Annotated in this window: 26 protein-coding genes and 1 pseudogene; 11 read left to right on the forward strand and 16 right to left on the reverse strand. The window is 59.0% G+C overall.

Annotated elements, in window-relative coordinates; translation table 11 throughout:
• Positions 1-12 precede the first annotated feature (12 nt).
• From GSF67_RS19720 to GSF67_RS19745, 6 genes and pseudogenes are all read right to left on the reverse strand, one after another.
• A complete protein-coding gene (locus GSF67_RS19720) occupies positions 13-477 on the reverse strand; it encodes an NfeD family protein (protein WP_006313449.1) in 465 nt (154 codons plus the stop codon).
• A gap of 431 nt (positions 478-908) precedes the next feature.
• Positions 909-1,529: pseudogene (locus GSF67_RS26320) on the reverse strand (SPFH domain-containing protein); the annotation flags it as partial.
• Between the two features lie 57 nt (positions 1,530-1,586).
• Positions 1,587-2,621 carry a ferrochelatase gene (gene hemH / locus GSF67_RS19730; RefSeq protein WP_006313451.1) on the reverse strand — a complete coding sequence of 345 codons (1,035 nt, stop codon included), beginning with the start codon at positions 2,619-2,621 and terminating at the stop codon, positions 1,587-1,589.
• Between the two features lie 351 nt (positions 2,622-2,972).
• The gene (locus GSF67_RS19735) at positions 2,973-4,886 is read right to left on the reverse strand and encodes a 5'-nucleotidase C-terminal domain-containing protein (RefSeq protein WP_006313452.1); all 1,914 of its coding nucleotides are present in this window, start codon (positions 4,884-4,886) and stop codon (positions 2,973-2,975) included.
• Positions 4,887-5,101: 215 nt separating this feature from the next.
• Positions 5,102-5,476 (reverse strand): outer membrane lipoprotein Omp10, encoded by a 375-nt coding sequence (omp10, locus tag GSF67_RS19740; RefSeq protein ID WP_006313453.1) that lies wholly within the window; start codon positions 5,474-5,476, stop codon positions 5,102-5,104.
• A gap of 149 nt (positions 5,477-5,625) precedes the next feature.
• Positions 5,626-7,071, reverse strand: coding sequence for a homospermidine synthase (locus GSF67_RS19745; protein ID WP_006313454.1), 1,446 nt, complete (start codon positions 7,069-7,071; stop codon positions 5,626-5,628).
• Positions 7,072-7,330: 259 nt separating this feature from the next.
• Here GSF67_RS19745 and GSF67_RS19750 point away from each other — a divergent pair, with 259 nt between their 5' ends.
• Positions 7,331-8,239: a GGDEF domain-containing protein gene (locus tag GSF67_RS19750; protein ID WP_006313455.1), complete on the forward strand. Its 909-nt coding sequence runs from the start codon at positions 7,331-7,333 to the stop codon at positions 8,237-8,239.
• Here the strand turns inward: GSF67_RS19750 and GSF67_RS19755 are convergent.
• Both GSF67_RS19755 and GSF67_RS19760 read right to left on the reverse strand, forming a co-directional pair.
• On the reverse strand, positions 8,236-8,871 hold the full coding sequence (locus GSF67_RS19755; protein ID WP_006313456.1) for an aminotransferase class IV family protein: 636 nt from the start codon (positions 8,869-8,871) through the stop codon (positions 8,236-8,238). The two genes, GSF67_RS19750 and GSF67_RS19755, sit on opposite strands and share 4 nt — an antisense overlap.
• Positions 8,872-8,970: 99 nt before the next feature.
• Positions 8,971-10,821, reverse strand: a complete 1,851-nt coding sequence (locus GSF67_RS19760) for a M3 family oligoendopeptidase (protein WP_176072071.1) — start codon at positions 10,819-10,821, stop codon at positions 8,971-8,973.
• A gap of 169 nt (positions 10,822-10,990) precedes the next feature.
• Between GSF67_RS19760 and GSF67_RS19765 the strand changes: the two genes are divergently transcribed.
• On the forward strand, positions 10,991-12,532 hold the full coding sequence (locus GSF67_RS19765) for a sigma-54 dependent transcriptional regulator (protein ID WP_006313458.1): 1,542 nt from the start codon (positions 10,991-10,993) through the stop codon (positions 12,530-12,532).
• A gap of 176 nt (positions 12,533-12,708) precedes the next feature.
• Positions 12,709-14,613 carry a DUF882 domain-containing protein gene (locus GSF67_RS19770; protein WP_006313459.1) on the forward strand — a complete coding sequence of 635 codons (1,905 nt, stop codon included), beginning with the start codon at positions 12,709-12,711 and terminating at the stop codon, positions 14,611-14,613.
• 80 nt (positions 14,614-14,693) lie between these two features.
• On the opposite strand, the gene pyk is transcribed toward GSF67_RS19770, so the two are convergent.
• Positions 14,694-16,133 carry a pyruvate kinase gene (gene pyk, locus GSF67_RS19775; RefSeq protein ID WP_006314675.1) on the reverse strand — a complete coding sequence of 480 codons (1,440 nt, stop codon included), beginning with the start codon at positions 16,131-16,133 and terminating at the stop codon, positions 14,694-14,696.
• Positions 16,133-16,564: a DUF1036 domain-containing protein gene (locus GSF67_RS19780; RefSeq protein ID WP_370363072.1), complete on the reverse strand. Its 432-nt coding sequence runs from the start codon at positions 16,562-16,564 to the stop codon at positions 16,133-16,135. The genes pyk and GSF67_RS19780 overlap by 1 nt, the downstream gene beginning before the upstream one ends.
• 246 nt (positions 16,565-16,810) lie before the next feature.
• On the opposite strand from GSF67_RS19780, the gene GSF67_RS19785 reads away from it, so the two are divergent.
• The 3 genes from GSF67_RS19785 (at position 16,811) to GSF67_RS19795 (ending at position 18,326) form a co-directional block, all read left to right on the forward strand.
• The gene (locus GSF67_RS19785) at positions 16,811-17,599 is read left to right on the forward strand and encodes an N-formylglutamate amidohydrolase (RefSeq protein WP_006314679.1); all 789 of its coding nucleotides are present in this window, start codon (positions 16,811-16,813) and stop codon (positions 17,597-17,599) included.
• A 15-nt stretch (positions 17,600-17,614) separates the two neighbouring features.
• Positions 17,615-17,920: a DUF1244 domain-containing protein gene (locus tag GSF67_RS19790; protein ID WP_006314681.1), complete on the forward strand. Its 306-nt coding sequence runs from the start codon at positions 17,615-17,617 to the stop codon at positions 17,918-17,920.
• A gap of 148 nt (positions 17,921-18,068) precedes the next feature.
• Complete coding sequence (locus GSF67_RS19795; protein ID WP_006314683.1) at positions 18,069-18,326, forward strand: DUF2312 domain-containing protein; 258 nt, start codon at positions 18,069-18,071, stop codon at positions 18,324-18,326.
• 68 nt (positions 18,327-18,394) lie between these two features.
• On the opposite strand, the gene GSF67_RS19800 is transcribed toward GSF67_RS19795, so the two are convergent.
• The 5 genes from GSF67_RS19800 to GSF67_RS19820 all read right to left on the reverse strand — a co-directional run bounded on the left by GSF67_RS19800 (position 18,395) and on the right by GSF67_RS19820 (position 21,195).
• Complete coding sequence (locus GSF67_RS19800) at positions 18,395-19,015, reverse strand: hypothetical protein (protein WP_006314687.1); 621 nt, start codon at positions 19,013-19,015, stop codon at positions 18,395-18,397.
• A 101-nt stretch (positions 19,016-19,116) separates the two neighbouring features.
• Positions 19,117-19,242 (reverse strand): type B 50S ribosomal protein L36, encoded by a 126-nt coding sequence (gene ykgO / locus GSF67_RS19805; protein WP_003497670.1) that lies wholly within the window; start codon positions 19,240-19,242, stop codon positions 19,117-19,119.
• A gap of 146 nt (positions 19,243-19,388) precedes the next feature.
• Positions 19,389-20,465, reverse strand: a complete 1,077-nt coding sequence (locus GSF67_RS19810; protein WP_006314694.1) for a 5-(carboxyamino)imidazole ribonucleotide synthase — start codon at positions 20,463-20,465, stop codon at positions 19,389-19,391.
• Positions 20,466-20,476: 11 nt separating this feature from the next.
• Positions 20,477-20,944, reverse strand: a complete 468-nt coding sequence (gene purE, locus GSF67_RS19815; protein ID WP_035216131.1) for a 5-(carboxyamino)imidazole ribonucleotide mutase — start codon at positions 20,942-20,944, stop codon at positions 20,477-20,479.
• Between the two features lie 47 nt (positions 20,945-20,991).
• Positions 20,992-21,195, reverse strand: a complete 204-nt coding sequence (locus GSF67_RS19820) for a YdcH family protein (protein ID WP_006314698.1) — start codon at positions 21,193-21,195, stop codon at positions 20,992-20,994.
• A 233-nt stretch (positions 21,196-21,428) separates the two neighbouring features.
• Between GSF67_RS19820 and GSF67_RS19825 the strand changes: the two genes are divergently transcribed.
• The gene (locus GSF67_RS19825; RefSeq protein WP_006314700.1) at positions 21,429-21,605 is read left to right on the forward strand and encodes a YdcH family protein; all 177 of its coding nucleotides are present in this window, start codon (positions 21,429-21,431) and stop codon (positions 21,603-21,605) included.
• A 102-nt stretch (positions 21,606-21,707) separates the two neighbouring features.
• On the opposite strand, the gene GSF67_RS19830 is transcribed toward GSF67_RS19825, so the two are convergent.
• A complete protein-coding gene (locus GSF67_RS19830; protein WP_006314707.1) occupies positions 21,708-22,472 on the reverse strand; it encodes a sulfite exporter TauE/SafE family protein in 765 nt (254 codons plus the stop codon).
• A 104-nt stretch (positions 22,473-22,576) separates the two neighbouring features.
• Here GSF67_RS19830 and GSF67_RS19835 point away from each other — a divergent pair, with 104 nt between their 5' ends.
• The 4 genes from GSF67_RS19835 (at position 22,577) to GSF67_RS19850 (ending at position 26,528) form a co-directional block, all read left to right on the forward strand.
• The gene (locus GSF67_RS19835; protein WP_035216134.1) at positions 22,577-23,230 is read left to right on the forward strand and encodes a thiamine phosphate synthase; all 654 of its coding nucleotides are present in this window, start codon (positions 22,577-22,579) and stop codon (positions 23,228-23,230) included.
• 8 nt (positions 23,231-23,238) lie between these two features.
• Positions 23,239-24,339: a tetratricopeptide repeat protein gene (locus GSF67_RS19840; protein ID WP_035216124.1), complete on the forward strand. Its 1,101-nt coding sequence runs from the start codon at positions 23,239-23,241 to the stop codon at positions 24,337-24,339.
• A 164-nt stretch (positions 24,340-24,503) separates the two neighbouring features.
• Complete coding sequence (locus GSF67_RS19845; RefSeq protein ID WP_006314713.1) at positions 24,504-25,304, forward strand: inositol monophosphatase family protein; 801 nt, start codon at positions 24,504-24,506, stop codon at positions 25,302-25,304.
• A 201-nt stretch (positions 25,305-25,505) separates the two neighbouring features.
• Entirely contained in the window at positions 25,506-26,528 is a 1,023-nt protein-coding gene (locus GSF67_RS19850) for a hypothetical protein (RefSeq protein ID WP_006314715.1), read from the forward strand.
• The last annotated feature ends 1 nt before the right edge of the window (position 26,529 follow it).

The following is a 26,529-nucleotide window of genomic DNA, read 5'->3' on the forward strand; positions in this document are numbered from 1 at the left end:
GCGGCCCCTGGCTTACCGATCTATCGGTTCGATTGTCAGCGTGCGCCCGCGTGCCGAGGCAATCCTGACGCGGGTTCCGGCCGGCAGGTCTTCGCCATTCACCGGCCACCAGGTATCATCCAGCCTTATCCGGCCTCGACCCTCGACGATTGGTTCCTGCAGAGTTGCGGTGCGGCCGACAAGGCTTGCTTCGCGCTGGTTCAGGAAGGGCTCGTCGCTTGTCGCGTGGTTTCGGCCGAAATATCTCCGGCCGAGCAGGGCGAACACCACGGAAAGTGCGGCAAACAGCACCAGCTGCAATTGCCACGCCCAGAATGCCGCTTCCCAGAAAAACAGCGAAACCACGCCGATGACAAGTGCGGCAAGCCCGATCCATATCAGGAAGACGCCGGGCGCGATGAGTTCGGCGGCCAGCAGCACGAAGCCGACGATCCACCAGCTCCAGGGTCCCAGCTCAGTGGCAAGCCGTTGCAACATCGTTACTTCTCCGATGAAGAGCCGAAGGGATTACCCGGGATGGTAACGTTGATGCTCTGGCCGGAAGGCCGGGTCGGCGGCACGGAGCGGGACGAGGTGGAGGGGGCAGGCGCGCTCGGAGTATCGCCCTTGTCGCCGAACACTTCTCTCGCAATCGTGCCGATGCCACCGAGGGAGCCGATCAGCGCCGAGGCTTCCATCGGCATCAACACGATCTTGGAATTCTTGGCCGTACCGATCTCGGCAAGCGCTTCGGTGTATTTCTGTGCGACGAAATAGTTGATGGCGTGGACATTGCCCGCGGCAATGGCTTCCGAAACCATGCGGGTGGCGTTGGCTTCGGCCTCGGCAAGACGTTCGCGTGCCTCGGCATCGCGGAACGCCGCCTCGCGCTGGCCTTCTGCTTCCAGAATGGCGGATTGTTTTGCACCTTCCGCGCGCAGAATCTGGGCGTTGCGGGCGCCCTCTGCCTCCAGCACCTGTGCGCGCTTTTCACGCTCTGCCTTCATCTGCCGCGCCATGGAATCGACGAGGTCCTTCGGCGGCGCGATATCCTTGATCTCGATGCGGGTGACCTTGATGCCCCAGGGTCCCACGGCCTCGTCGACCACGCGCAGAAGGCGATCGTTGATGGCATCGCGGTTCGACAGCAACTCATCGAGATCCATTGAGCCCATCACCGAGCGGATGTTGGTCATGGTGAGGTTTTCGATCGCCATTTGCAGATTGGAAATCTGGTAGGCGGCCTGTGCGGCGTTCAATACCTGATAGAAGGTGACGGCATCGGCCGAAACACTGGCATTGTCGCGGGTAATGACTTCCTGCGTCGGGATGTGGAGCACCTGCTCCATCACGTTCATTTTCGAGCCGATGCTTTCGAAGAACGGTATGATGAGGTTCAGGCCGGGTTCGAGCGTGCGGGTATAGCGTCCGAAGCGTTCAACCGTGTAACGATGCCCCTGCGGCACGGTCTTGATGCCGGCAAACAGCACCAGAATAACCAGAACAACCGCCGCTATGACGACGATGTCGAAACCGCCCAATGCAATCATCACTTTCCTCCTAGGATCAGAACGTCCGGGATTTATCCCAACAACCTTATGGCAAGATTACACCCAGCCTTGCAACTCCCGCCTTACAACCTTTTCGAGAACGTTCATGCCTTCGGTGCTGTCATTCAGACAGGGGATATGGGTAAATTTCTCTCCGCCATTATGCAGGAAAATCTCCCCGGCTTCACCGGCAATTTCTTCCAACGTCTCAAGACAATCCGATACGAAGCCGGGATTCATGACGGCAATGCGCTTGATGCCCTCCGAGGCCAGCTTCTCCACGGTCTTGTCGGTATAGGGCTGCAGCCATTCTTCCGGTCCGAAGCGGGACTGGAAGGTGATCATGAAATTCTTCTCGGTCCGCCCCAGAGCCTCCCGCAGCAGGCGGGCGGTTTTCTGGCAATGGCAATAATAGGGATCACCCTTTTTGAAATAGGATTGCGGAATGCCGTGGAAGGAGGTGATCAGCATCTCCGGCTCCCAGTCCAGCGTCGCCAGATGGTTTTTCACGGAGGTGGCGAGCCCCTCGATATAGGCCGGATCGTCATGATAGGGCGGCACGGTGCGGATGGCCGGTTGCCAGCGCAGCTTCATCAGATGCTCGAAAGCCTTGTCGTTCACGGTTGCCGTGGTCGAGGCGGCATATTGCGGATAAAGCGGGAAGAGCAGGATTTTTTCGCAACCCTGTTCCTTCAGGGCATCGATCTTGGATGCGATGGAAGGCTGCCCGTAACGCATCGCCCAGTCGACCACGACATTGGGCAAGTCCTTCAGCGCCGCAGCCATCAGCTCGCCCTGGCTGCGGGTGTAAGTGCGCAGATAGCTTTCATTGCGCTCGTGGTTCCAGATTTCCTCATAGGCCTTGCCGACCTTCTGCGGGCGCTTGTTGAGGACGATGCCGTAGAGGATCGGATACCAGTAGAGACGAGACCATTCGATCACGCGCTTGTCGCTCAGAAACTCCGCCAGATAACGGCGCATCGGCCAATAATCCGTGCCGTCAGGCGTGCCGAGATTGACCAGCAGGACGCCGACCTTGCCAAAACTTACACGGGGATGGTTTGCGGGGAGTGCGGATAGTTCTGTCGCCATGAATGACACCCTGAAACTCGGACTGGTTATGTGAGGAGCGGTTTCGCCTCGGATAAAGGCCTAAACACTCCATCTTCTGTTAGCGCCTAAACACAAACCGTGACGCGGCTTGGCCGGAAATGCCCGGTCTATACGCATAGGCCGATAGTTTGTTCATCGTGTTCTAGACGAAATTCTTCAAGATTAAACCACCGGCGGAGGCTATTTCCGGGGCCGGCGCAGCCGCAGGCTGTCTTTTGGCAAAATTTGATCTGCAGATGTCTGTTTTCATAGGGAAAATAAGAAACCGGCCCCGTTGTCCGGAGCCGGTGTTATGTGTGCGGCAAATTGCCCTGTCCGTTCCCGTTCGGCTTATTGAGCCGGCAGTTCCAGCTCTTCGCCGATCTCGATGTGGTTCGGCTGCTTCAGTGTGTTTGCCTTGGCAATTTTGTGCCAGAGAGCACCGTCGCCATATTTCTCGGTAGCGATCTTCCAGAGCGAATCGCCTTTTTCGACGACATATTTGCTAACGGCGGCAGCGGCCGCAGCAGGTGCCGGGGATGCCGGTGCCGTTGCAGCCGGTGCGGTGGCGGTGGGCGCAGCAGGCGCCGGAGCAGGCGCGGTTGCGGCTGGTGCCGGTGCCGCTGGCTTCGCCGGAGCGACATAACCGGCAGGCGTCACTTCGCTGATGCGGCCGTCGGTATAGGGCTTGTAGGGGCTGTTGGCGGTGATATAGGCCGCAACTGCGTCTTCGAGATTGGGGCCGAAGTCATAGGCGTTGATGGCGTTGGTCGCAAAGACCTTGAAGCCATCACCACCGGTGCGCACGTAATTATTGGCTGCGACAGTATAGGTCTTTGTGGGATCGAGGGGCACGAAGCCGTCGCCTTCCTTGACGTCGACCGAAACGATGCGGCTGCCGGCCGGCTTGGAACGGTCGAAGGAGTATTTCATGCCGGAAACCTGCATGAAGCGGCCCGCGACATCATCGATCTGGCTGACGCCATTTTCGAGGGCGGCGCGAATATCCTCGCCCTTGAGCTGAAAGGTCGCAACGGTGTTCTGGAACGGCAGAACCGTGAGCACTTCACCCATCGAGACGTCGCCGCCATCGATGGAGGAGCGCAGGCCGCCGCTGTTTGCAAAAGCGATGGTGACGCCCTGATCCTTGACGCGCGCCAGTGTCGCATCGGCCACCAGATTGCCCATGGAGCATTCTTTCACGCGGCAAACCTTGCGGTCGCCTTCGATCGGACCTTCCGAGGTGCCGACGACCTTGGATTTCAACGCCTCGATCGGTGCCTTCAGCTCATCGATGCGCTTCAGCGTGGCTTCGTCAGGTTTGAAGGTGGAGTCGATCAGGATGGGGTCGCCCTTGCTTTCCTTGACCACGCCATTGTCGTCGAAGACCACTTTGAGGTCACCGAGATATTTGCTGTACTGACCGGCCTGAACCACCGGAACCTTATAGCCGCCGGGATTGTCAACGAGGGTCGGGTAGGGGCCTTCGGCCTTCTGGTCGGTATTGGACAGCAGCGTATGCGAGTGGCCGCCGACCACGACGTCGACATCAGGGATTTTGGCAATGAATTCGAGGTCACGCGGATAACCGACATGGGTGAGCGCGATGATCTTGTTGACGCCGTCCTGCTTCAGCTTCTGCACCTGTTCGCCGATCTTGGCGACATCTTCTGCGATGGTGATATTGGGACCGGGTGTTGCCAGTTCCGCCGTGTCGTTGGCGACGGCGCCGACGATGCCGATTTTCTGGCCGCCGACTTCAAGCACGATGGAGGGCTTGACGCGGTCGCCGATTTTCGAGGCGGCGGTGGCCACCACATTGGCGGTTACGACGGGGAACTGCACCTTGTCGAGGAAGCCGGCGAGACCGTCTTCGCTATCGTCGAACTCGTGGTTGCCGACAGTCATGGCGTCGAACTTCATGGCGTTCAGCACTTCCGCTTCCACCGTCCCCTTGTAGGTGGTGTAGAACAGCGAGCCCTGGAAATTGTCGCCGGCATTGAGCAGGAGAACATTTTTCCCGCCTGCCTTCAGCGCGTCACGCGTCTGGTTGATTGCGGTCAGCAGGCGCGCGGCGCCGCCGAAGCACTCGTTTTTGCCTTCCTCTTCCGCTGAGCAAGTCGAATCGAATTTGTTGATCGATTCAATACGGGAGTGAAAATCGTTGATGTGAAGAATGTTGAGCTCGTAATCGGCAAGAGCCGCTCCGGCCGAAAGCGTGATCGCCGAAACGCTCAGCATACCCAGTCCCAATATTTTCTTCATGGTCCCTCTCTCCTGTTCAAAGCGGAAGCCCGGGCCGGTTGATCATCCGCCGGCCGTGCTCATTCTCTAATCCAAAATCATGTCAGTCTTTCAAAACGGGATGTTTCCATTTAGCGGCAGTCGCCGCAAGCGAAATATGACAGTTGCGCAATAAAGAAAAACGCACGCCGGAGGCGCGCGTTTCAGAAGGTCATCTCATTGAAAAGGCGGGGTTATCAGCCTTGACGTGTCAGCGAGAACTGGCTGTTCGCGTCCGTCGTGCAGTTCAATTGTGACGGCGAGACGAGCGCGCAGTTGACACGCGACTGTGTGTTGCGCACCAGCGAGGTCATGTTGATTTCATAAAGCGTCGGCGAGATCGTCACATAGGTGCCCGAGGCCAGAAGCGTGTTGGTGTCGGTCGAACGGGTGGAGAAGGCTCCGTTCTGGAAGGTCGATATGATGCCGTTGCGGTCGATCCAGCGGCCGTCGACAGCCGGTCCGCGGGAAAGCGAAGGCGCCATCGAGGTCTGCTGCGAGGGTCCCGGTGCGACGCATGAAGACACCGCGATGGCGGCACTAAGCAATGCAGCGCTTGTCTTGAAGTTCATGAGCCTGTTCTCCTGCGATTCGATGAAACCTTCTATGCTTCGACCATGCCGTGAAGCGTTCTTTATTTCAAGGCAACGTTGTTCGCTCTCCCCGGTTCCTGATATTGTTCAGGAAAGCCCCGGCGTGGCAAATATGAGACGCCGATCCGTCAGCGCACCAAGATGTTGCGGAACTGCCAGGGATCGGACATGTCGATATTGTCGGGGAACAGTCCCGGCCGGCCGTCAAGCGGTGTCCAGTCGGTGTAATGCCCCTCTACCGGGCCAAGATAGGGGCGCTGCACCTCGAGGCAACGGCGATAATCCATCTCATCCGCCTCGACGATGCCGGCCTCAGGGTTTTCGATCGCCCAGGCCATGCCGGCCAGAACTGCCGAACTGACCTGCAATCCGGTGGCATTCTGACTGGGGGCAAGCGACCGCGCCTCCTCGAGGCTCAGCCGCGAACCGTACCAATAGGCGTTCTTGTCGTGGCCATAGAGCAGAACGCCCAACTCGTCTGCGCCGTCAACGAGTTCGTCTTCGCCAAGCACATGCTGGATCGGCTGCGGGTTGCCGCCATTGCCGAAAAGTTCGTGCAGGGACAGAATGGCGTCGTTGCAGGGGTGGTAGGCATAGTGGCAGGTGGGCCGATAGGTCACGTCGCCATCATCGTTGCGGACGGTGAAGTAGTCCGAAATCGAGATCGCCTCATTGTGGGTGACGAGAAATCCATATTGCGCTCCAAGCCCCGGGCACCATGTGCGCACCCGCGTATTGGCGCCGGGCTGGTCGAGATAGATCGCCGCCTTGCTTCCCTTCTTCTGCTTTTTCGCATTTTTCGGCATCCAGTTTTCATGCGTTCCCCAGCCGAGTTCGGCCGGTTGAAAACCTTCGGCGATAAAACCTTCCACGGACCAGGTGTTCCAGAAAGCGCCGAAAGGTTTCGGCTCCTTCGCCCGCTGGGTATCGCGCTCGGCCACGTGTACGCCCTTGACGCCAAGCTGCTGCATCAGCTTTGCCCAGCCTTCCCGGTCGTGCGACTGCGGTTCCTCGATGTCGAGGCCTGTATCCTTTGCGAGATTAACGAGTGCCTGCTTCACGAACCAGGACACCATGCCGGGATTGGCGCCACAGGTGGAAACCGCGGTCGTGCCGCCGGGCTTGCGTGCCCTTTCCTTCAGCATGGTCTCGCGCAGCGAATAATTGGTTCTGGCACGATTGTCGGCGTCGGCGTCGAAATAGAAGCCGGGCCATGGCTCCACGACGGTGTCGATGTAGAGCATGCCATGTTTGCGGCAGATCCGCATCAGATCGACCGAGGCGGCATCGACCGAAAGATTGACGCAGAAGCCCTTACCCTGCACGCCTTTGAGAAGCGGCTTGAGAACGTCCTTATAGTTCTCCTTGGTCAGATGTGTCTGGACGTGACGGATATTTCTCTCCGCGAGAAACGCAGCGATGTCCTCGCGCGGATCGATGACGACGAGCCGGGTTCTGTCGAAATTGAAATGACGCTCGATCAACGGAAGAGTGCCGCGCCCGATGGAGCCGAAGCCAATCATGATGATGGGGCCGTCGATATCGCCATAAATCGGGTAGTTTGCGTCCGTCATTCGTCAATTTTCCTTTTTCAGCCAATAAGTAAGCTAGATCATAAAAGCGTGCCACAATAAAGGGCAGGTGGATGACGGACATATGACGGTGATGACGCCGAGATGGGTCTACACATTCTTTCCACCATATTCTGCCCCTTCGCATTTTAGAGAGTGCGTTTATAATTAAGCCCTGATTTTCGTGCAGGCGTCCAAAGGCTCGGGGGCTAGGGCCGCATGACGACAGGGAAATTTTTAGCCATCGCAGGGGAGCTACCTGTTGAATGATCTTTTAGAGCGTGTCGCAGCGCTTCAGAGCGCCACCCCCGTTCTTATCGCCCTTTACGATTCCAACGACCGGCTGCGCCATGCCAATCCGTCGTTTCGGGAAAGCTTTCAACTTGCCGATGGTGATTTTCCGACCTGGGCAGACATCATGCGGCTGAACCACCGGCTGCGCACCGGTGTCGTCATCCGCAACAATGATTTCGAGGGATGGCTGCTCTCGGCACAGTCCCGGCGTGGCAAGCTGCCCTATCGTGCCTTCGAGATGGACCTTTACGACGGTCGCTGGTTCTGGATGACGGAAACGGTGCAGCAGGATGGCTGGATGCTCTGCGTCGCAAGCGATGTTACCGAATTGCGTCAGGGTTACAGGACGCTGCGGCAGGACCGCGATCTGGCAGTGCGCGCCTCGCAGACGGATGAATTGACGGGTACGGCGAACCGTCGCTTCGTTTTCGCCAAGCTTGCCTTACAGGTGGAACAGGTTTCCAAGGGGCTTGAAGCGCCCTTTTGCCTTTGCACGCTCGACATCGATTTTTTCAAGCAGATCAACGATCGCTTCGGCCACAAATGTGGGGATGCGGTGCTGCGCGACTTTGTCGGCATAGCCCATTCCGTCATTCGGCGGGTGGATTGTTTCGGCAGGATCGGCGGGGAGGAATTCATGCTCATCCTGCCGCGCAGTTCGATCGCCGAGGGCCGGGAGATCGTCGAGCGGCTGCTGCAGAAGGTGCGCCTTTCCAGACCGCTCTCGGAGTTCCCGGATTTCTCCTACAGCTGCTCGGCCGGCATGACCGTTTTTCGGATGATGGAAAACGCCGACGATGTTTTCATGCGCGCCGATCAGGCGCTTTATGCGGCCAAGGAAAAAGGCCGCGACCGGCTTCTGGCGGTCACGGTTTAAATCAGTTCCGCTGCAATCAATCCCTGCAGCGAATTGCCGACGAAGAGCTTCCGACCGGCAATATCCTCCGGTTTCAACGCCTGTCCACGTGCCCGGCGTTCGCGGATCAGGTCGGCGCGCAGCACACCCGGCAGAATGCCGCTGTCGAGCGGCGGCGTCAGCATCGGCCCTTCAGGCATTTCGACGAAAATGCTGGTCGACGATCCCTCGCACAATTCGCCGCGTTCGTTGAGCAGCAACACCTCGTCTGCCTCCTCGGCTGAAAATTCGGCGCGAGCGGCATCATAGGGCTCCCGGCGAGACGACTTGTGGCGATAGAAGGTATCTGCGGAATCGAGTGTGGTCTGTCTGGCAATGCGGACGCGCCAGACGGCATTTTCCGGCAACGGACGGAATTCGGCCGTTTCGATATCCAGCTCGCCCTTGTAGTTCATGACCAGCCTGACGCAGAGCGGCTTTTCACCGCCCACCTGCTTTTCCAGCACCTGAACCGCATTGACGGGCGCGCGAAAACCCAGCGCATCGGCGGAGCGCAATAGCCGGCGCATATGCTGGTCGATGCGCTGAAAGCCGGTTTGCGGCTCCCATCGCAGGGTTTCCCTCAGGGTCAGATCTGCGGGTTTGCGTTTCATGGCCTGTGCTCGTCGCCTGGAAGGTTTACCGGTCTCTCCGCTGGCAATATCAACCGGCAAAGCTTGTCCGAAATAGGTTAGCTTTGCCGGTCGAAGAGATTAAGCCTGTTTCCTGTCCAGCTCTTCCAACTCGTCGATCAGTCCTTCGATCATCGAAAGGCCCTTGTCCCAGAAGGAAGGATCGGTCGCATCGAGGCCAAAGGGTTTCAGAAGCTCCGAATGGTGTTTGGTGCCGCCGGCTTTGAGAAGTTCGAAATATTTCTCCTGAAAGCCCGCTTCGGCCTTCTGGTAAACCGCATAGAGCGAGTTCACCAGGCAATCGCCGAAGGCATAGGCGTAAACATAAAAGGGCGAGTGGATGAAATGGGGGATGTAGGTCCACCATGTCTCGTAACCTTCGGAAATCCGAATGGCCGGGCCGAGGCTTTCGGCCTGAACGGAAAGCCACAATTCGCCGATCTGTTCCGAGGTCAGCTCGCCTTCTTTGCGGGCGGTGTGCAGCTTGCGCTCGAATTCGTAAAAGGCGATCTGGCGCACCACTGTATTGATCATGTCCTCGACCTTGCGGGCGAGCATGGCCTTGCGTTCCCGGATATCTTTCGTGTCGTCGAGCAGCTTGCGGAAGGTCAGCATTTCGCCGAAGACGGAAGCGGTCTCGGCAAGCGTCAGAGGCGTTGCGCACATCAGCGCGCCCTGCTGGCCGGCCAGTACCTGGTGAACGCCATGGCCAAGCTCATGGGCGAGCGTCATCACGTCGCGCGGTTTGCCGAGATAGTTGACGAGCACGTAAGGATGGGCCGAGGGCACGGTCGGATGGGCGAATGCGCCCGGCGCCTTGCCGGGGCGGGCGGGCGCGTCGATCCACTCTTCGTCGAAAAATCTGCGGGCGATATCAGCCATTTCGGGGGCGAAATTGCCATAAGCGGAAAGCACCGTATCCTTCGCTTCATCCCAGGGGATGATCGTATTCGACGTATCGGGAAGCGGCGCGTTGCGGTCCCAATAATTCATCTGCTCCATGCCGAGCCACTTCGCCTTCATGGCATAATAACGATGCGAAAGGCGCGGATAGGCCTTTTTGACGGCCGCAGCCAAGGCATCGACCACGTCGCGCTCGACACGGTTGGCCAGATGACGGCTGTCGGCAATATCCTCGAATTTGCGCCAGCGGTCGGAAATATCCTTGTCCTTGGCAAGCGTATTGGTGATGAGGGTGAAGACCCGCAGATTGTCCTTGAAGGTGGCGCTCAACGCTTCCGCCGCCTTCCTGCGGGTTTCCGGCTCCGGCTCCTGCAGCATGTTGAGCGTCACTTCCAGCGAAAGGCTTGCGCCATCAATGTCGAAACGCAGGTCGGCCATCGTTTCGTCGAACAGGCGGTTGAAGGCTGCCGCGCTGGTCATCGATTTTTCAAGAAACAGCTGCTCGAGCTGATCGTCGAGCTGGTGCGGCTTGTCCTTGCGCAGGTCTACCAGCCAGGGACGGTAGTGGCCCGCTGCGGCATCGTTCGCCATGCAGGCATCCATCACGGCATCGTCGATACGGTTGAGTTCCAGCGTGAAGAACAGCAGGTGCGCGGAAATCTCCGTCAGTTTCGCCTGGGCATCACCGTATAGCTTGCCATTTGCCGGATTCGACGTATCGGAAAAATAAGTAAGGCCGGCAAAGGAGCCGATGCGGCCGATAAGGTCGTCCAGCGCTTCATAGTCCTTCAGCGCCGCGCCGATACCGTCATCGCCTTTGGCCTTTGCGGTGGATTCGAGCTTGCCCTTCCATTTTGCCTCGAATGTCGCTGCCATCGAAGCCGCCTTTTCGAGATCGCCCTTATATTCCGGCGAAACCCCCGACGGATAGAGATCCGAGAGCTTCCAGGCGGGTAGATCGCCGAGCACCGGGCCGGAGGTTTCGGCAAGCGAGAATACGGGTTGCGGAGCGGGGCGGTGGAGGGTCATCGGACGTATCCTTCTGGTTATGCTTTCAAAGCATATGGGGACCCTGTTTCCCGCGGCAATGGATAAAATGCAAGCAATTCTCAAAACTGGATGTTCAAATCTCCCGTGCCAAAGTGCGGCATAAGGGCCCGCATGAAGCAGGTCCATAAACCGGAAACCGGAGCTAAAAATGACCGCGCATGTTCTCGTGATAGACGATGATCCCGTCCAGCGCCGCCTGCTCAAAAATGCGGTGGAACGTTATGGGCATCTGGCCTTGCTTGCCGAAAACGGCAGGGCGGGGCTGGAGTTGCTCAAGCAATATAGCGGCGAGATCAATGTCATTGTCCTCGATCTGATGATGCCGGAGATGGACGGGCTTGCCTTTCTGAAAGCTGTAGGCGAACTCGGCACGGATGTTCCGGTCATCGTACAAACCGGACAGGGCGGCATCGACACCGTTGTGCAGGCCATGCGCGCCGGCGCTTTCGATTTCGTCGTGAAGCCGGTTTCGCCGGAAAGGATCGGCGCCGCCATCTCCAATGCGCTCAAGCTCGACAGGAAAGAGGCAAAGGCCCGCACGGGCAGGCGCGGACGGAGCAATGCAGTGAATTTTACCGATATCGTTTCCGCAAGCCCCGCAATGCTGAGGGTCATCGAACTGGCGCAGCGCGCCGCCCAGTCCAGCATTCCCGTGGTGCTGGAAGGCGAATCTGGTGTCGGCAAGGAAATGGTCGCCCGTGCCATCCAGTCGGGCGGCGACCGGGCGAACAAGCCGTTCATAACAGTCAATTGCGGTGCCATCCCCCATAATCTCGTGGAAAGCATCCTCTTCGGCCACGAGAAGGGCGCCTTCACGGGTGCGACGGAAAAACATGTCGGCAAATTCATGGAGGCGGATGGCGGCACGCTGTTCCTCGATGAAATCGGCGATCTGCCGCTCGACGTACAGGTGAAGCTGCTGCGCGCCGTGCAGCAGGGCGAAATCGAAACCGTCGGCTCCGCGCGGGTGCAGAAGGTCAATGTGCGGCTGATTTCGGCCACCAACAAGAACCTTATCGAAGAGGTAAAGGAAGGCCGCTTCCGCGAGGACCTCTATTATCGCCTCAACGTCTTTCCGATCACCATTCCGGCGCTGCGCCGGCGCAAGGAAGATATTCCCCATCTGGCGCGGGTTTTCGCTGAACGCTTTTCGGCGGAGCAGAAACTGCCCAATCCCGTCGGCCTCGATGCCAGTGCGCTGGCGCTGCTGACGGCCTATGACTGGCCCGGCAATATCCGCCAGCTGGAAAACGCCGTTTTCCGTGCCGTGGTTCTGTCGCAGGGTTCGGAACTGTCGGATTCCGATTTTCCGCAGATCGCGCTGCAGCTGCCGGAATTTTCGAACGGTGATGATGGGGACGATATTATCCGCTCACCATCCGGATCGTCGTTGAAGCTTGCGGCCTATTCACCGCCGCCGGCTGCCGAAAGCCATGCTGTTATCGAGGAGCCGTCGGATATCTCCACCACGATCTATCGTGGCGGAAACCTGATCTCCAGCACGGACGATTCGGGCAATATCCGGAAACTGGCAGAGATCGAGGAGGAGCTCATCCGTTTCGCCCTGCGTTTTTATCGCGGTCAGATGAGCCAGGTCGCGAGAAAGCTCGGCATCGGCCGCTCTACGCTTTATCGCAAGCTGAAAGATTATGGCATCGATCCGGATGATCCGCTTCGAGACGTCGCATGAGAGTCCAAACCGTTTATTCCAGGGCAGATCGTGAAATTCGTTAACTTCTGAGCAAGGATATCCGCTTACCGTCTATAAACCTCTTGTTAGTGGCTGATTCACTATGTAGAGGAAGGTTGCATGTGTGTGGTAATTTTGCCATCGTGTCACCGTATTTGACGTTCATTTGAGGCAATGTGACAGAAATTGTCTTCCAGGCGGGGATCGAATTGCCATATCTGCATCGGAATAACGCGCTTTCGACAAAGATCGCGCGCGGCTTGATCAAGGATATATGCACGAAGCTGTCGGCACGCGCTGTCACCTTTGCCTGCCTGATGCTCGCCGCTATGCCTTTCGTAGGTGTTTCGGCGACGGAAGCCGCCGCCGAGACGCGAAGCCTCAAACTGTATTACATCCATACACGCGAGAAGGCGGTCATCACCTTCAAGCGCAATGGCAAATACGACCAGAAGGGCCTGCAGGAACTGAACCGTTTCCTGCGTGACTGGCGCCGCAACCAGCCGACGCGGATGGACCCGCGACTTTTCGATCTTGTCTGGGAAGTCTATCGCCGCAGCGGCGCGACCGATTATATCAATGTCGTTTCGGCCTTCCGTTCGCCTGAGACCAATGGCCTGCTGCGCACGCGCACCAAGGGTGTCGCGGAAAAAAGCCAGCATATGCTTGGCAAGGCCATGGATTTTTACATCCCCGGCGTAAAGCTCGCCACCCTGCGTGAAATCGGCATGCAGATGCAGATCGGCGGCGTTGGCTTTTATCCGACCTCCGGTTCTCCCTTCGTGCATATGGATGTCGGCGGCGTTCGTGCCTGGCCACGCATGAGCCGTCAGGAACTCGTGCGCATCTTCCCGAAGGGCAATACACTGCATGTGCCCTCTGACGGTAAGCCGCTGCCCGGTTACGAGCAGGCGCTCGCCGATTACAAGAAGCGCGTTAGCTCTTCCTCAATTCAGGTTGCTTCCAGCGCCGGCTCCGGCCCTGCTTCCTCCGGTGGTGGCGGCAAGCGTAAGACCCTGTTGCAGGCCCTCTTTGGTGGTGGTGACGAGGATGAAGATCCCGATAGCATCGCAGCGCCGGAGCCCGCAGAGCGCCCGGCTGTCGCTCGCCCGGCTCCGCAGCAGGCGGCTCCCGAGCCTGAACCCGCCATCGCTGTTGCTTCGGCGCAGGCCCTTCCCGGCGTGAACGATGCGCCGCTGCCGATGGCTCGTCCAGCATTCGGCAACCAGCCGCCTGCCAATGCCGGCCTTGCGACCGCGCTCTATTCTCCGGCCCGCAATGCCGCGCAGGATGCACTACAGGCGGCGACCATGCCGACGCCGACGTCAGCTCCGGCTGAGCGCCAGCAATTTGCCGATCTGGCTGAGGTTTCGGTGCCCGTGCCCACCCTTCTCGGCCCGCGCGGCATGAAGGGTGACGCGGAAGGATCGATCCTGACGGCTTCCGCCGATGGTGCGACACCGGCTGCTACCGGCGAACTCGCTTCTATCCCGGTTCCGGCCAATCGTCCGGCCGTGGCGGAAGCCCTGCTGGCGGCGGCAAAAACTGATCAGGAAGGCGAAGACGATCTGGCCGAGGCGCAGCGGGATACGCTTTCGCCGACCGTGGTTGCGGCTCTCGAACAGAGCGGTCAGGCTGCCCGGTCGCAGGTCCAGTCCGCGGCCATGCCGACGGCGGCCCCATTCCCTGCTGCCGTCAATCACAAGGTTACCGTCGCGCCAGCCGAAACGGCCAAGGCCGCGCCGCAGCCTGGTTTTGGGGATGCTTTCGATCTGAAGCCCGCCATCAATGGTGGCCTCAGCGCCGGCCTTCCAACCAAGGGTTCGCGCCCGAGCAAGCAGGATGCAGTCGTTTCCGAGCAGGCCATGGTGGGCGGTGGACGCCTGACGCAGGATCTTATTTCGGATTGGGCGCTCAACCAGAACAAGGGCACGACCGGACGCTCGGTAAAGGCGCCACGCGTTGTCGCCAACCGTATGCTCAGCAAGGAGATGTCGGCTTCGGCGACCTCGGCGAGCTTCAAACCGGGTGCCGTGGCGATCGAATCCAGCCGCTTCAGCACGCCGGTGAAGATGCACTGAGCCAGTTTTATCAGACGGCCGAAAGGCCAATAAAAAACCCGCCGGTGACGGCGGGTTTTTTATTGCTTGGTATTTGTCTATCAGACGCCGCTCTGGCCGTCCGAGCCGATATAGGCGATGCGCACCATGTTGGTTGCGCCGGGGGTGCCGAGCGGTACGCCGGCGGAAATGATGATGCGATCACCGGGCTTGCCGAAACCTTCGGAAACAACGATACGACAAGCGCGGTTCACCATGTCGTCCAGATCGCTGGCATCGCCGGTGACGACGCAGTGCAGGCCCCAGACGACCGACAGGCGGCGTGCGGTCTGGATGATCGGCGACAGCGCAATGATCGGCACCTGCGGCCGCTCGCGCGCGGCGCGCAGGCCGGTCGTGCCCGAGGACGTATAGGTGACGATCGCCGCAAGCTTCAGCGTTTCAGCGATCTGGCGGGCGGCAAGCGAAATGGCGTCGGCACCGGTTGCTTCCGGCTGCGGACGCTGCGCGTAGATGATGTTGGAATAATAGGGGTCCTGTTCCACCGTGCTGGCGATAGACGCCATGGTCGATACGGCTTCGATCGGATAATCGCCGGAAGCGGACTCAGCCGAGAGCATGATGGCGTCGGCGCCTTCGAATACGGCCGTTGCAACGTCCGATACTTCCGCGCGGGTCGGAACCGGTGCTGTTATCATCGATTCCAGCATCTGGGTGGCAACGACGACGGGTTTGCCGGCGCGCCGGCAGGCACGGGTCAGCTGCTTCTGGATGCCCGGAACGGCTTCCAACGGCATTTCCACGCCAAGATCGCCGCGCGCAACCATCAATGCATCGGAAAGCTCGATGATTTCCTCGATGCGTTCAACAGCCTGCGGCTTTTCGATCTTGGACATCAGGCCAACGCGGCCGCGGGAAATCTTGCGCACTTCTGCCAGGTCTTCAGGGCGCTGAACGAAGGAAAGAGCAACCCAGTCCACTTCGTTGGTCTCGAGAACGGCATCGAGGTCGACGCGGTCCTTGTCGGTCAGAACGCCGACGCCGAGCAGGGTGTCGGGCAGGCTGATGCCCTTGCGGTCGGAAATCCGGGTGCCGGAAACGACCGTGGTGACGATGCTCTTGCCGTCGCTCTTTTCAGCGCGCAGATGCAGCTTGCCGTCATCGATCAGCAGGCGGTGGCCGGGCTTGACCGCCTCGAGAATTTCAGGATGCGGCAGGAAAACGCGGGTGTTGTCGCCGGGGGTGTCGTTGTTATCAAGCGTGAAGGTCTGGCCCGGAACCAGATCGACCTTCGTCTCGGCGAATTTTCCGACGCGCAGCTTGGGACCCTGCAGGTCGGCCAGAATGCCGATGGGACGGCCGTTGCGGCTTTCGACAGAGCGGATGCGCTGAATGAGCGTCCGCATCACGTCGTGGCTCGCATGGCTCATGTTGATCCGGAAAAGATCAGCGCCAGCAAGATGCAGCTTTTCGATCATGGCCTCTTCGGAAGAGGCCGGGCCGAGAGTTGCAAGAATTTTGACTTTGCGGTTACGCTTCATCAGTTTTGATTTCCCTGTGTGCCTGGCGTATCGGAAAGCTGGACCATCCAGCTGCCCTGTCTACCCGTGTCATATTCCTTGAAACCCATTCTCTGGAAGCTGCGGGCAAAACAATCGTCCACGCCGTTGATCTTGAACTCGTTTTCCGCCACGCACATGTTGACGTCACCGGTCCAGCGGCCGCCATGGGCGGCATCTTCGGCATAAAGATAATAATAACGTGACTGCAGCTCACCCTCGATCAGCGTTGCGCAGGTCGAGGAGGGAACCTGCCACCAGCCTTCGCTGACCCAGCCATCCTGCGCGCGGTAGCCGATTGCGACCCCGACGAGATTCTGCGTGCTGTTGCACACGCGGAAATCCGCATGCGCGGACTCCACGATAATGAACGGGGTCAGAAACAATGCCGCTGCGGAGAAAAGACGGGCGATATGCCTGAAGTGGCGAGGAAGAGCGAGAGATGACTGAGTCACGGCTTCCATCCGGATTCCATGGTTATAATGAACACACTTCTTGGCGTGGCCGCCAAAGAAAGTCAACGCGAGTTTAATCGATTATATTGTTCGTGGGATCGTGAGTGCGATAAGGTAGATGGCTGTTCTTCCGCCTGAACTTGCGCCCGGCCTCAAGCCATGCCATCAAGTTTCTCTCCTTAATCCTGCCCCAGAAAATCATCGATGAACGACTTCATACCCTATGAAATCATAGAAGGCGATTATGACAAAGGCATGGTTCTTCTGGCGGACCATGCCATGAACCTCCTGCCGGCACACTACGGCAATCTTGGCCTTCCGCAAACCGCTTTTCACCGCCATATCGCATTTGATATCGGGATAGAAGGGCTGACGTGCTCGCTGGCTGCGCGCCTTGGCGTGCCGGCCGTGCTCGGGCGGTTCTCACGGCTGCTGATCGATCCGAATCGCGGCGAGGATGATCCGACCCTCATCATGAAGATTTCGGACGGGGCAATCATCCCCGGTAATCATCCGATTGCGGATGAGGAATGGCAAAGGCGGATCGAGGTTTTTCATCGGCCCTATCACAATGCCGTGGACCGCGTGCTGACCGGTGTTGCCGAAGCATCGGAAGAAGCGCCGCTCGTCCTGTCGCTGCATTCCTATACGCCGTTCTGGAAAGAAACGCCGCGGCCATGGCATGCGGCGGTCCTGTGGGATACTGATCACCGTGCGGTCGATCCACTTCTGGCCCATCTGCGCGCCACCGGCGACATCCTCGTTGGCGACAATGAACCCTATGACGGCGCGCTCAAAGGCGACACCATGTATCGGCATTGCATGATGAAAGGCATACCGCATGCGCTTCTGGAGGTTCGGCAGGATCTGATCGCGGATGAGAAGGGGATCGCCGAATGGTCGGACCGGCTCGCTCCCATTTTCGCCGCAATGAATGACGATCCCGTCCTGCATGAATATCAGCTGTTCGCCTCTCGCACCGGCCCCTATTGAGCCTGGAGTTTTGCCATGACGAATGAGAACGACAACAGTCAGATAGAGTTCGAGGCCGCCGCCTTCCGCCGCCTCGTCCAGCATCTTCGTGAACGTCACGATGTGCAGAACATCGACCTGATGAATCTCGCGGGCTTCTGCCGCAATTGTCTTTCCAACTGGTATCGGGAGGCAGCCGAGGAAGCCGGCGTTCCGCTCAGCAAGGATCAATCCCGGGAAATCGTCTACGGCATGCCCTATGAGGATTGGAAAGAGAAATATCAGGCGGAGGCAAGTGATGCCCAGAAAACCGCCTTTGAGCAGAACCGGCCCAAGGAATAGCTGCCGATCGACGGAAACGACTTGACGGGACGCCTTTCAATGGGCAGTTCACAGGCCGGAATTTTGTTGCCCGCTGGCAGCGACCGGCGAGGACTTCGCCCGGATATAATGAACAGGGCTCAGATGCGGGCCGCCAATAAAGGATGATATGATGGACGAAACAAGCACCACCGAAACCGTCGCCGCCGCAGAACTGCGCCAGTTCATCGAGCGCGTCGAGCGCCTCGAAGAAGAAAAGGCTGCCATTCAGGGTGATATCAAGGATGTCATGGGCGAGGCGAAGGGCCGTGGTTACGACACCAAGGCGATCCGCACCATCATCCGCCTGCGCAAGAAGGATGCCAATGAGCGCATCGAGGAAGAAACCATTCTTCAGACCTATATGGCCGCGCTCGGCATGGAATGATCGGCTGAGAACGCCTCAATGAAAAATCGCCGCTTTTGCGGCGATTTTTGTTTGTGCTTTTATCAGATTCAGCCGCGCGTACCCGCCAGTTTCTCCGAGAGGTCGACGGCTTCCTTGCGGGCGTCCTTGTCTGCGGGGTAAACCGTCAGATATTGTTCCCAGGCCTTCAGTGCCAGATCGTCGCGGTCTGAGGCTTCGAGGATGTTGGCAAGGCTTGCCAGCGCCGGGAAATAGCGCGGTTCCTTCTCCAGGGTCAGGTTGATGTCCGCCATCGCCTTGCGGGTATCGCCATCGGCGAAATGCACCATAGCGCGGCGATAGGGGGCCTGCACATAGTTGGGGTCGAGCAAAATCACCTGGTCGAGAAAATCATAGGCGGCCGCGTTACGCTTTTCGTCCGCCGCTTCACCTGCCCATTGCATCAGGAGATTGACCGTCGCACTGCCGGAATCATTCCATTCGGCGGCGATCTGGTTGGCGATGCTGCGCGCCTTGACCGCGTTGCGCTCTTTCTTCAGCGATGCGAAAAGAGTGTCGATGGTTCTGGCGGGGGAAGGCGCGGCTTCTGCCGCAGCACGCTGCTGTCCGTCCGCCGCATGACCAAGAGCGGCCATTCCGGGAATCAGGAGGCCGGCAAACAGGAAACCCTGAGCAAGAAGAATAGTCGTGCAAAAATGATTTGGGCGCATGAGTTAAAGCTTAACCCGGCTGCGCCCAATATCAAATGCAAACTTCTGCACTATCAACAAAGTGATCCGCGCGTTCAATCGCGAACCGCAGTCGCGATCAATCAGCCCTGACGAGCCTTGAAACGCGGGTTCTGCTTGTTGATGATGTAGACGCGGCCCTTGCGGCGAACCAGGCGGTTATCGCGATGACGGGCCTTAAGCGCTTTAAGCGAATTCTTGATTTTCATTTTACTGGTCCGCAGTTTTGCATGGCTTTTGCCGTGCTATTCAAACAATCAAAAGCGCGCAACGGGGCGCGCTCTTTTCGGTTGGCAGGCAGATACCTGTTTGAGCCCTGCCTGTCAACACTTGGCCGTGCCTTTGCCCTAAAAGACTAGGCCTTTCCTGTGTGCAGAAGCTCGGTCACATGGCCCATCTTGCGGCCAGGCCTTGCTTCGGTCTTGCCATAGAGATGCACGAGACAGTCTTTTTTCGACAGCCATGCGGGCACGTCGTTGATGTCATCCCCGATCAGATTGGTCATCACACAATCGGAATGGCGATCCGTGCTGCCAGGGGCAAGGTCCGACACGGCCCGGATATGCTGCTCGAACTGCGAGATCGCACAAGCCGCTTCCGTCCAGTGGCCGGTATTGTGGACACGCGGCGCCATTTCATTGGCAACCAGAGAACCATCTGGCAGAACGAAAAATTCGATACCGATGACGCCGACATACTCGAGCGCGGCGAGAAGCTTTTCGGCCGATCGCACGGCGACAGCCTTTGCGGCATCGGAAAGTGCTGCCGGCACCGTCGATGTGTGCAGAATGCCGTTCAGATGGACGTTCTCGGCTGGATCGTAACAGGTGACGGTGCCGTCCTGGAAACGGGCGGCGATGATCGAAACTTCACGCTCGAAGGCGACGAAGCTTTCGAGGATCAGCGGCACGCCGCCGAGCGCCGCAAAGCTGCCTGTGAGGTCTTCGCCGCCCCGGAAGACACGCTGGCCCTTGCCGTCATAACCCATACGGCGGGTTTTCAGCACACCCTTGCCGCCAAAGGCGGTCAAGGCAGCTTCCAGCGCGTCCTGGCTATCCACGGCGCGAAAATCGGCGGTCGGAATGCCGCAACCATTGAGGAAGCGTTTTTCCGTCAATCGGTCCTGCGAGGCGCTGAGCGCCTGCGCCGGCGGGTAGACGGGCACGGAGGCGCTGAGTTTTTCGGCGGCTGCGACAGGCACGTTTTCGAATTCGTAGGTCACGACATCGCAGCGGCTTGCGAGTTCGGCAAGCGCCTTTTCGTCGTCATATTCTGCAACGATCTGGTCGTTGCAAACCTGCGCGGCCGGACAATCGGCCTGCGGCTCCAGCACTATGGTGCGGTGGTTGAGGCGGGCCGCAGCCATGGCTAGCATCCGGCCAAGCTGCCCGCCGCCGATGATGCCGATGGTCAGATTATTCGCCTTTGCCATCTCGTTTTTCGTCACTGGGCGCTGTCCATCGGATATTCCGCGACGGCTGCCGACTGGCGGGCACGCCAGGCATCCAGCCGGTCGGCAAGATCCTCGTCGCTGAGCGCCAGGACCGCAGCAGCCAGAAGGGCGGCATTGATGGCGCCGGCCTTGCCGATAGCGAGCGTGCCGACGGGAATGCCGGCGGGCATCTGCACGATGGAATAGAGGCTGTCCTGACCGGACATGGTCTTCGACTGCACCGGAACCCCGAAAACAGGAAGCGGCGTCATGGCGGCCGTCATGCCGGGCAGATGGGCGGCACCGCCCGCACCGGCGATGATGACCTTGAAACCCTCGTCCTTTGCGCCATTGGCAAAGTCATAAAGCCGGTCCGGAGTGCGGTGGGCGGAAATAATGCGGGCTTCATACTCAACGTCGAGCGCATCCAGCGTATCGGCGGCGTTCTTCATGGTTTCCCAGTCGGACTGGCTGCCCATGATGATGGCGACGGGGGGCGTTTCTGCTGTCACGTAATCTCTCCGGCTCAGGCGATGATATCGGGAATGACCTGATCTTCGATCTGGGTCATCTTATCCTTGACGGCCAGCTTCTTCTTTTTCATGCGCTGTATTCTCAACGCATCGCAGCTGGTCTGGATCATCGCGTTGATCGCCGCGTCATAATCCTCATGCTCCTGGCGCAGCCGCGCCAGCGTGAGCCTGATGTCCGCCTGGTCCTGATCGGGCATCTCGTCATCCCCATTTTATGCCGCCGGATCAGCTCCGGCGCGTATGTGATCGTTCACGAGCCTCTATCATCAAATCGCGGTAACGGGAAGTTATCCGTTGCGACCAAATTGCCCACATATTGCCTTCATTTCGCCTTCGACAAGCGGCGCGATCCATGTCACATTGCCGTCGTAAACCTGAAACTCCAGCGATGGAGAGCTGGAGGTAGGTTCAAAAAGGAAGGACGTGCCGCATGACCATTCAGGCTCATATTGCATCGCTCGAAAAGAAACACGGTGCTCTGGAGGAGGAGCTCGAGAGTATTCTTGCTTCCCCGTCGTCTGACGACAAAGAGATCGCGGACCTTAAACGTCGAAAACTGCGCCTGAAGGATGAGCTGCAGAGGCTCAAGGCCTCAACGAGACATTGATTTATGCCAGATCGCCGGCCCTCGACAAATGAAGGGCCGGCGGTCTGAGCCTTTTGAGCTCTGGCGGCGAAAACCTGCTGCCAGAGCTTTTTATTGCCGGATTTAGAACGGCAGCCCGTCCCACAGGAGTTTCAGCGCTGCAATCAGCGCCATGGAATACATTAACGGGTAGAACACGGCCGGTTTCAGATATTTCACCACCCTTGCACCGGCGAGCGTCGCCAGCATGGCCACCGGTAGCAGGCTGGCCGAGGTCTTGAGGTTCGTGGCGTCGAGCGCGCCGAGCGCGAAATAGGGGATGAGCTTGATCGCGTTCATGATGGCGAAGAAACGCACACTCATGCCGGTATAGGTCTTTGGATCGAGCTTCAGCGGCAGAACGTAGATCTGGAAAGGCGGACCGCCCGCATGGGCGACGAAGCTTGCGTAACCCGAGAGGCTCGACCAGAGCGTCGCGGCGGCCGGTCTTTGCGGTTTGGCCGGGATTTCCTGGCCTCTTCGACTTTTGAAGCTCTCATAAAAATAACGCAGTACGAACAGGATCGTGACCGAGGCGACGACGAGTCGCATGGCGTTTGCGGAAATGAGGCTGGATGTCGCCCAGCCGAGCGCGATGCCGGCGATGGCGCCGGGCAGCATGATGAGCAGCGTTTCGCGGTGATTGTGCCCTCGCCACGCCCAGAGAGCCACAAGATCCATGACGATCAGGATCGGCAGGAAGATCGCCGCCGCCTGTACAGGCGAAACGGCAAGCGCCATCAGCGGCACGCCCATCAGCGCCAGTGCGCCGCCAAGCCCCCCCTTGGAAAGGCCGACAAGCACAACTGCGGGGATGGCGACGAGATAAAAATGAAAATCGGTCAGCATGGATGTATGGTTGATCCTTTCGCCGGTCCGGTTTATCGGATTTGTCATATGAAAACGAGTGCAGATCGCGCCATAAGCGTCCTCTGCCTGAAATGGACGAAACGATGAGCATTGTTGAAGACCGTTGCCGCCTTGTCCTGATCGTTCCGCAAAGGGACGATGCGCAAAAGCAGGTGACAGAGGTGGAAGACGCATTGCGGGGCGGCGATGTCGCTTCGGTCATCATTCCGCAATACGGTCTGGATGACGCCGCTTTCCAGAAATGGGCCGAATTGATTGTGCCGATCGTCCAGGCCGCCGGTGCGGCCGCCCTCATCGCCGGCGACAGCCGCACGGCTAGCCGGGTGAAGGCCGATGGCCTGCATGTGGGGGGCAATGCCGAGGCGCTTGCTGAGGCGGTGGAAAACTTCACGCCGAAGCTGATCGTCGGCGGCGGCAATGCCGATGATCGCCACAAGGCGCTGGAAATGGGTGAGTCCAATCCAGACTACGTCTTTTTTGGAAAGCTGGAAGGCGACATCAAGCCGGAGGCGCATCCCAAAAATCTGGCGCTCGGCGAGTGGTGGGCGTCGATGATTGAAATCCCGGCCATCGTTATGGGCGGCACGGATACGTCGTCAGTGGTTGCCGTTTCCGAAACCGGCGTGGAATTCGTGGCAATGCGCAGCGGCGTTTTTGACAATGCATCCGGCGCTGCCCAGGCCGTTTCCGAAATCAACGCTTTGCTTGACGAAAAAGCGCCACGGTTTGGCGGTTGATACAGGCGATGTTCATGCGCTCGGTTCCTCTCTGCCTTTCCGTTTCGCTGTTGGCGCTCGCTTTCGGCGCGCCAGCGGGTGTCGCCTTTGCCCAATCGGGACCGCAGAGCGAAAGCAATGCCATGTCCCGCCAGCTGGAAAATGAGGCCCAGCCTACCCGACAGGGCCGGGTGCAATCGGAAGAGCAGAAGGATCTTGAACCGTCTTCCGGCGTCAACGTTTATCAGCGCATGGGCGCGGATCTGCCGGCTCTGCCGCCGGAAAAGGAATTCAAAGGCCGGGTGGACGAAGCCTATGGCCATTTCCAGCGCGGTGAATATGTCCAGGCGCTCGACAAGGCGCTGACCCGCGCGCAGAGCGGTGATGCGTCCGCACAGACTCTGGTGGCGGAAATGATGTCGCGTGGCCTCGGTATCGCCCGCGACGAAAAGACTGCCGCTTTCTGGTATCAGCAGGCCGCTGAGGGCGGCGATCCCGTCGCCATGTTCAAATTCGCGCTGATCCTGATGGAAGGAAAGTTCGTTACCCGCGACAAGGCGAAGGCCGACGATTTCATGCGGCGTGCGGCGGAAGCCGGAAATGCCTCTGCGCAGTTCAACTGGGGCCAGATTCTGGTGTCGGAAAATCCCGGCGCCAAGGGGCTCTTGATGGCCTTGCCGTTTTATGAAAAATCCGCCGAGCAGGGCATTGCCGACGCGCAATATGCGGTGTCGCAGATCTACTGGTCGGTCAAGGATGTGCCGACTGACAAAAAGGCCAAGGCGCGGGACTGGCTGATGCGGGCGGCAAAGGCGGGTTACGATACGGCGCAGGTCGATCTCGGCGTCTGGTTGGTCAATGGTTTCGGCGGTGAGCGTAATCTGGATGAGGGTTTTCGCTGGCTTTACGGTGCGGCGCAGCGCGGCAATGTCGTGGCGCAGAACAAGGTGGCACATCTTTACGTTCAGGCGCTCGGCACCCGGCCGGATCCGGTGGAGGCGGCCAAGTGGTATGTGCTTTCCCGCCGCGCCGGTTTGAAGGATCCGAGGCTGGAGGATTTCTATCTCGGCATCACCGACGAGCAGCAGAAAAAGGCGATCGAAGCGGCAAATCGCTTCCGCCCGACGTGATGCCGTCGCCTTTCCTTTGCCGCCGACATTCTCATTCGGGCTTTTTACCTTGAATTTCCGCGCGTTTTGTGGTCTTGAACCGCAAACTTTCAATTCAAGAAAATAATGACGTGCCTGCCCGTTGCGCTTCGGGCGGTTCGCAAGCTTTCCAGGAAACAACATCGATGGCCCGTTCAGCCCTTCTCAATGTCATGGTTCAGGCCGCCATCAAGGCGGGTAAGTCTTTGTCGCGTGACTTCGGTGAAGTGCAGAACCTTCAGGTTTCGGTCAAGGGACCGAGCGACTTCGTTTCTCAGGCAGACCTCAAGGCCGAAAAGATCGTGCGCGAGGAACTGATGAAGGCCCGCCCGACCTACGACTTTCTGGGCGAGGAAGGCGGCGAGGAAAAGGGCACCGACGGCGCACATCGCTGGATCGTCGATCCGCTTGATGGCACGACCAATTTCCTGCACGGCATTCCGCATTTCGCGGTTTCGATCGCGCTGGAGCGGAACGGCGAAATTGTCGCTGGCGTGATCTTTAACCCGGCCACCGACGAACTCTACACCGCCGAGCGCGGCGGCGGCGCGTTCCTCAACGATCGTCGTATCCGCGTTGCCGCACGCAAGGCGCTGACCGATTGCGTCATTGGCTGCGGTGTACCGCATCTTGGCCGTGGCAATCACGGCAAGTTCCTGGTCGAGCTTCGCCATGTCATGGGCGAAGCGGCCGGCATCCGCCGAATGGGCGCAGCGTCGCTCGATCTCGCTTATGTCGCGGCCGGCCGTTTCGACGGTTACTGGGAAGCAGACCTTTCGCCCTGGGACGTCGCCGCAGGTCTGGTGCTGATTCGTGAAGCCGGCGGCTTCGCGTCCGACGCCAAGGGCGGTACGGATATCTTCGGCACCGGCAGCGTCGCTGCAGGTAACGAATATATCCACAAGGCACTCGTCGAGGTCGCCAATCGCCCGATACCGGGTCGCTGATGCATTTTCGGCAGATAACCTGCCGTTTTCAGCAAGTTTTAGACGCCCGGTGAATTTTCGCCGGGCGTTTTCGTTTTCCGTTGCCGGGTACTCATTCATTTTCCTAAAATGCCTGTGACGAAAGACCGGCTTTTCGCTTCAAATCGTCGCAATTTTCAAATAGCTTCCGCTTGATACGTGACCAGAGGGAATGCGAACGTTATGGCGGATTCGGAGCTGCTCGATCTTGGTGTCGAGAAACCGGTGACCACGCGGCAATACAGCCACAAGCTGTCCAGCCCCACACCCTTTCTCTGGACGATGGTTCTGTTCCTGATCCTCGTCGGCTTTCTTGCGGCCATTCTCTATCGGCAGGCGCACACCGCCTTCATGACCAATCCGGGGCTCAACGGCTTCATTCTTGGCGTGCTCGTCATCGGCATCATCCTTGTCTTTACGCAGACCATGAGCCTGCGTTCGGAAGTCCGCTGGTTCAACGCCTTCCGCGCCGCCGGCAGCGTCGAAAAGGTCGGCCGTGCACCAAAACTGCTGGCGCCGATGAGCACGCTGATCGGTAAGCGCGGCGAAGTCCGGCTTTCCGGCGTCACGCAGCGGACGATCCTCGATTCCATTGCGACACGCCTTGATGAATCGCGTGACACATCGCGTTATCTCGTTGGCCTGCTGGTGTTTCTCGGCCTGCTCGGCACCTTCTGGGGCCTGATCGGCACCATCGGCGCCATCAGCAATGTCATCCAGTCGCTTGATCCTAGCGCGGGTGACAGCAACGATATTCTGAGCTCGCTCAAGGCCGGTCTCACCGCGCCGCTGGCGGGCATGGGAACGGCCTTCTCCTCCTCGCTGCTCGGTCTGTCGGGTTCGCTGATTCTCGGTTTTCTCGATCTTCAGGCCGGCCGTGCGCAGAACCGTTTTTACACCCAGCTCGAAAACTGGCTGTCGTCGGTAACGGATACCTCGGTCGAGGGGCCAAGGGAGTTCAGTGCCGCGGAGCCGGGCTCCATCGTCAGCACCGAACGGTCGCTGGCGGCGATGACCAGCCTTGCCGAGGGCATTCAGGGCCTCGTCAAGAACATGCGCAGCGAACAGCAGATGCTGCGGGACTGGATCGAGGGGCAGCAGGAAGAGTCGAAATCGCTCCGCCGCACGCTCGACCGTCTGTCGGCGCGGATTGACGGCGACACGAAATCCCCCGGACGTCCCCGCCACGATAACGGGAGCGAGTAGC

The sequence above is a fragment of the Agrobacterium sp. CGMCC 11546 genome (assembly GCF_013365515.1).
Classification (GTDB): domain Bacteria; phylum Pseudomonadota; class Alphaproteobacteria; order Rhizobiales; family Rhizobiaceae; genus Agrobacterium; species Agrobacterium fabrum.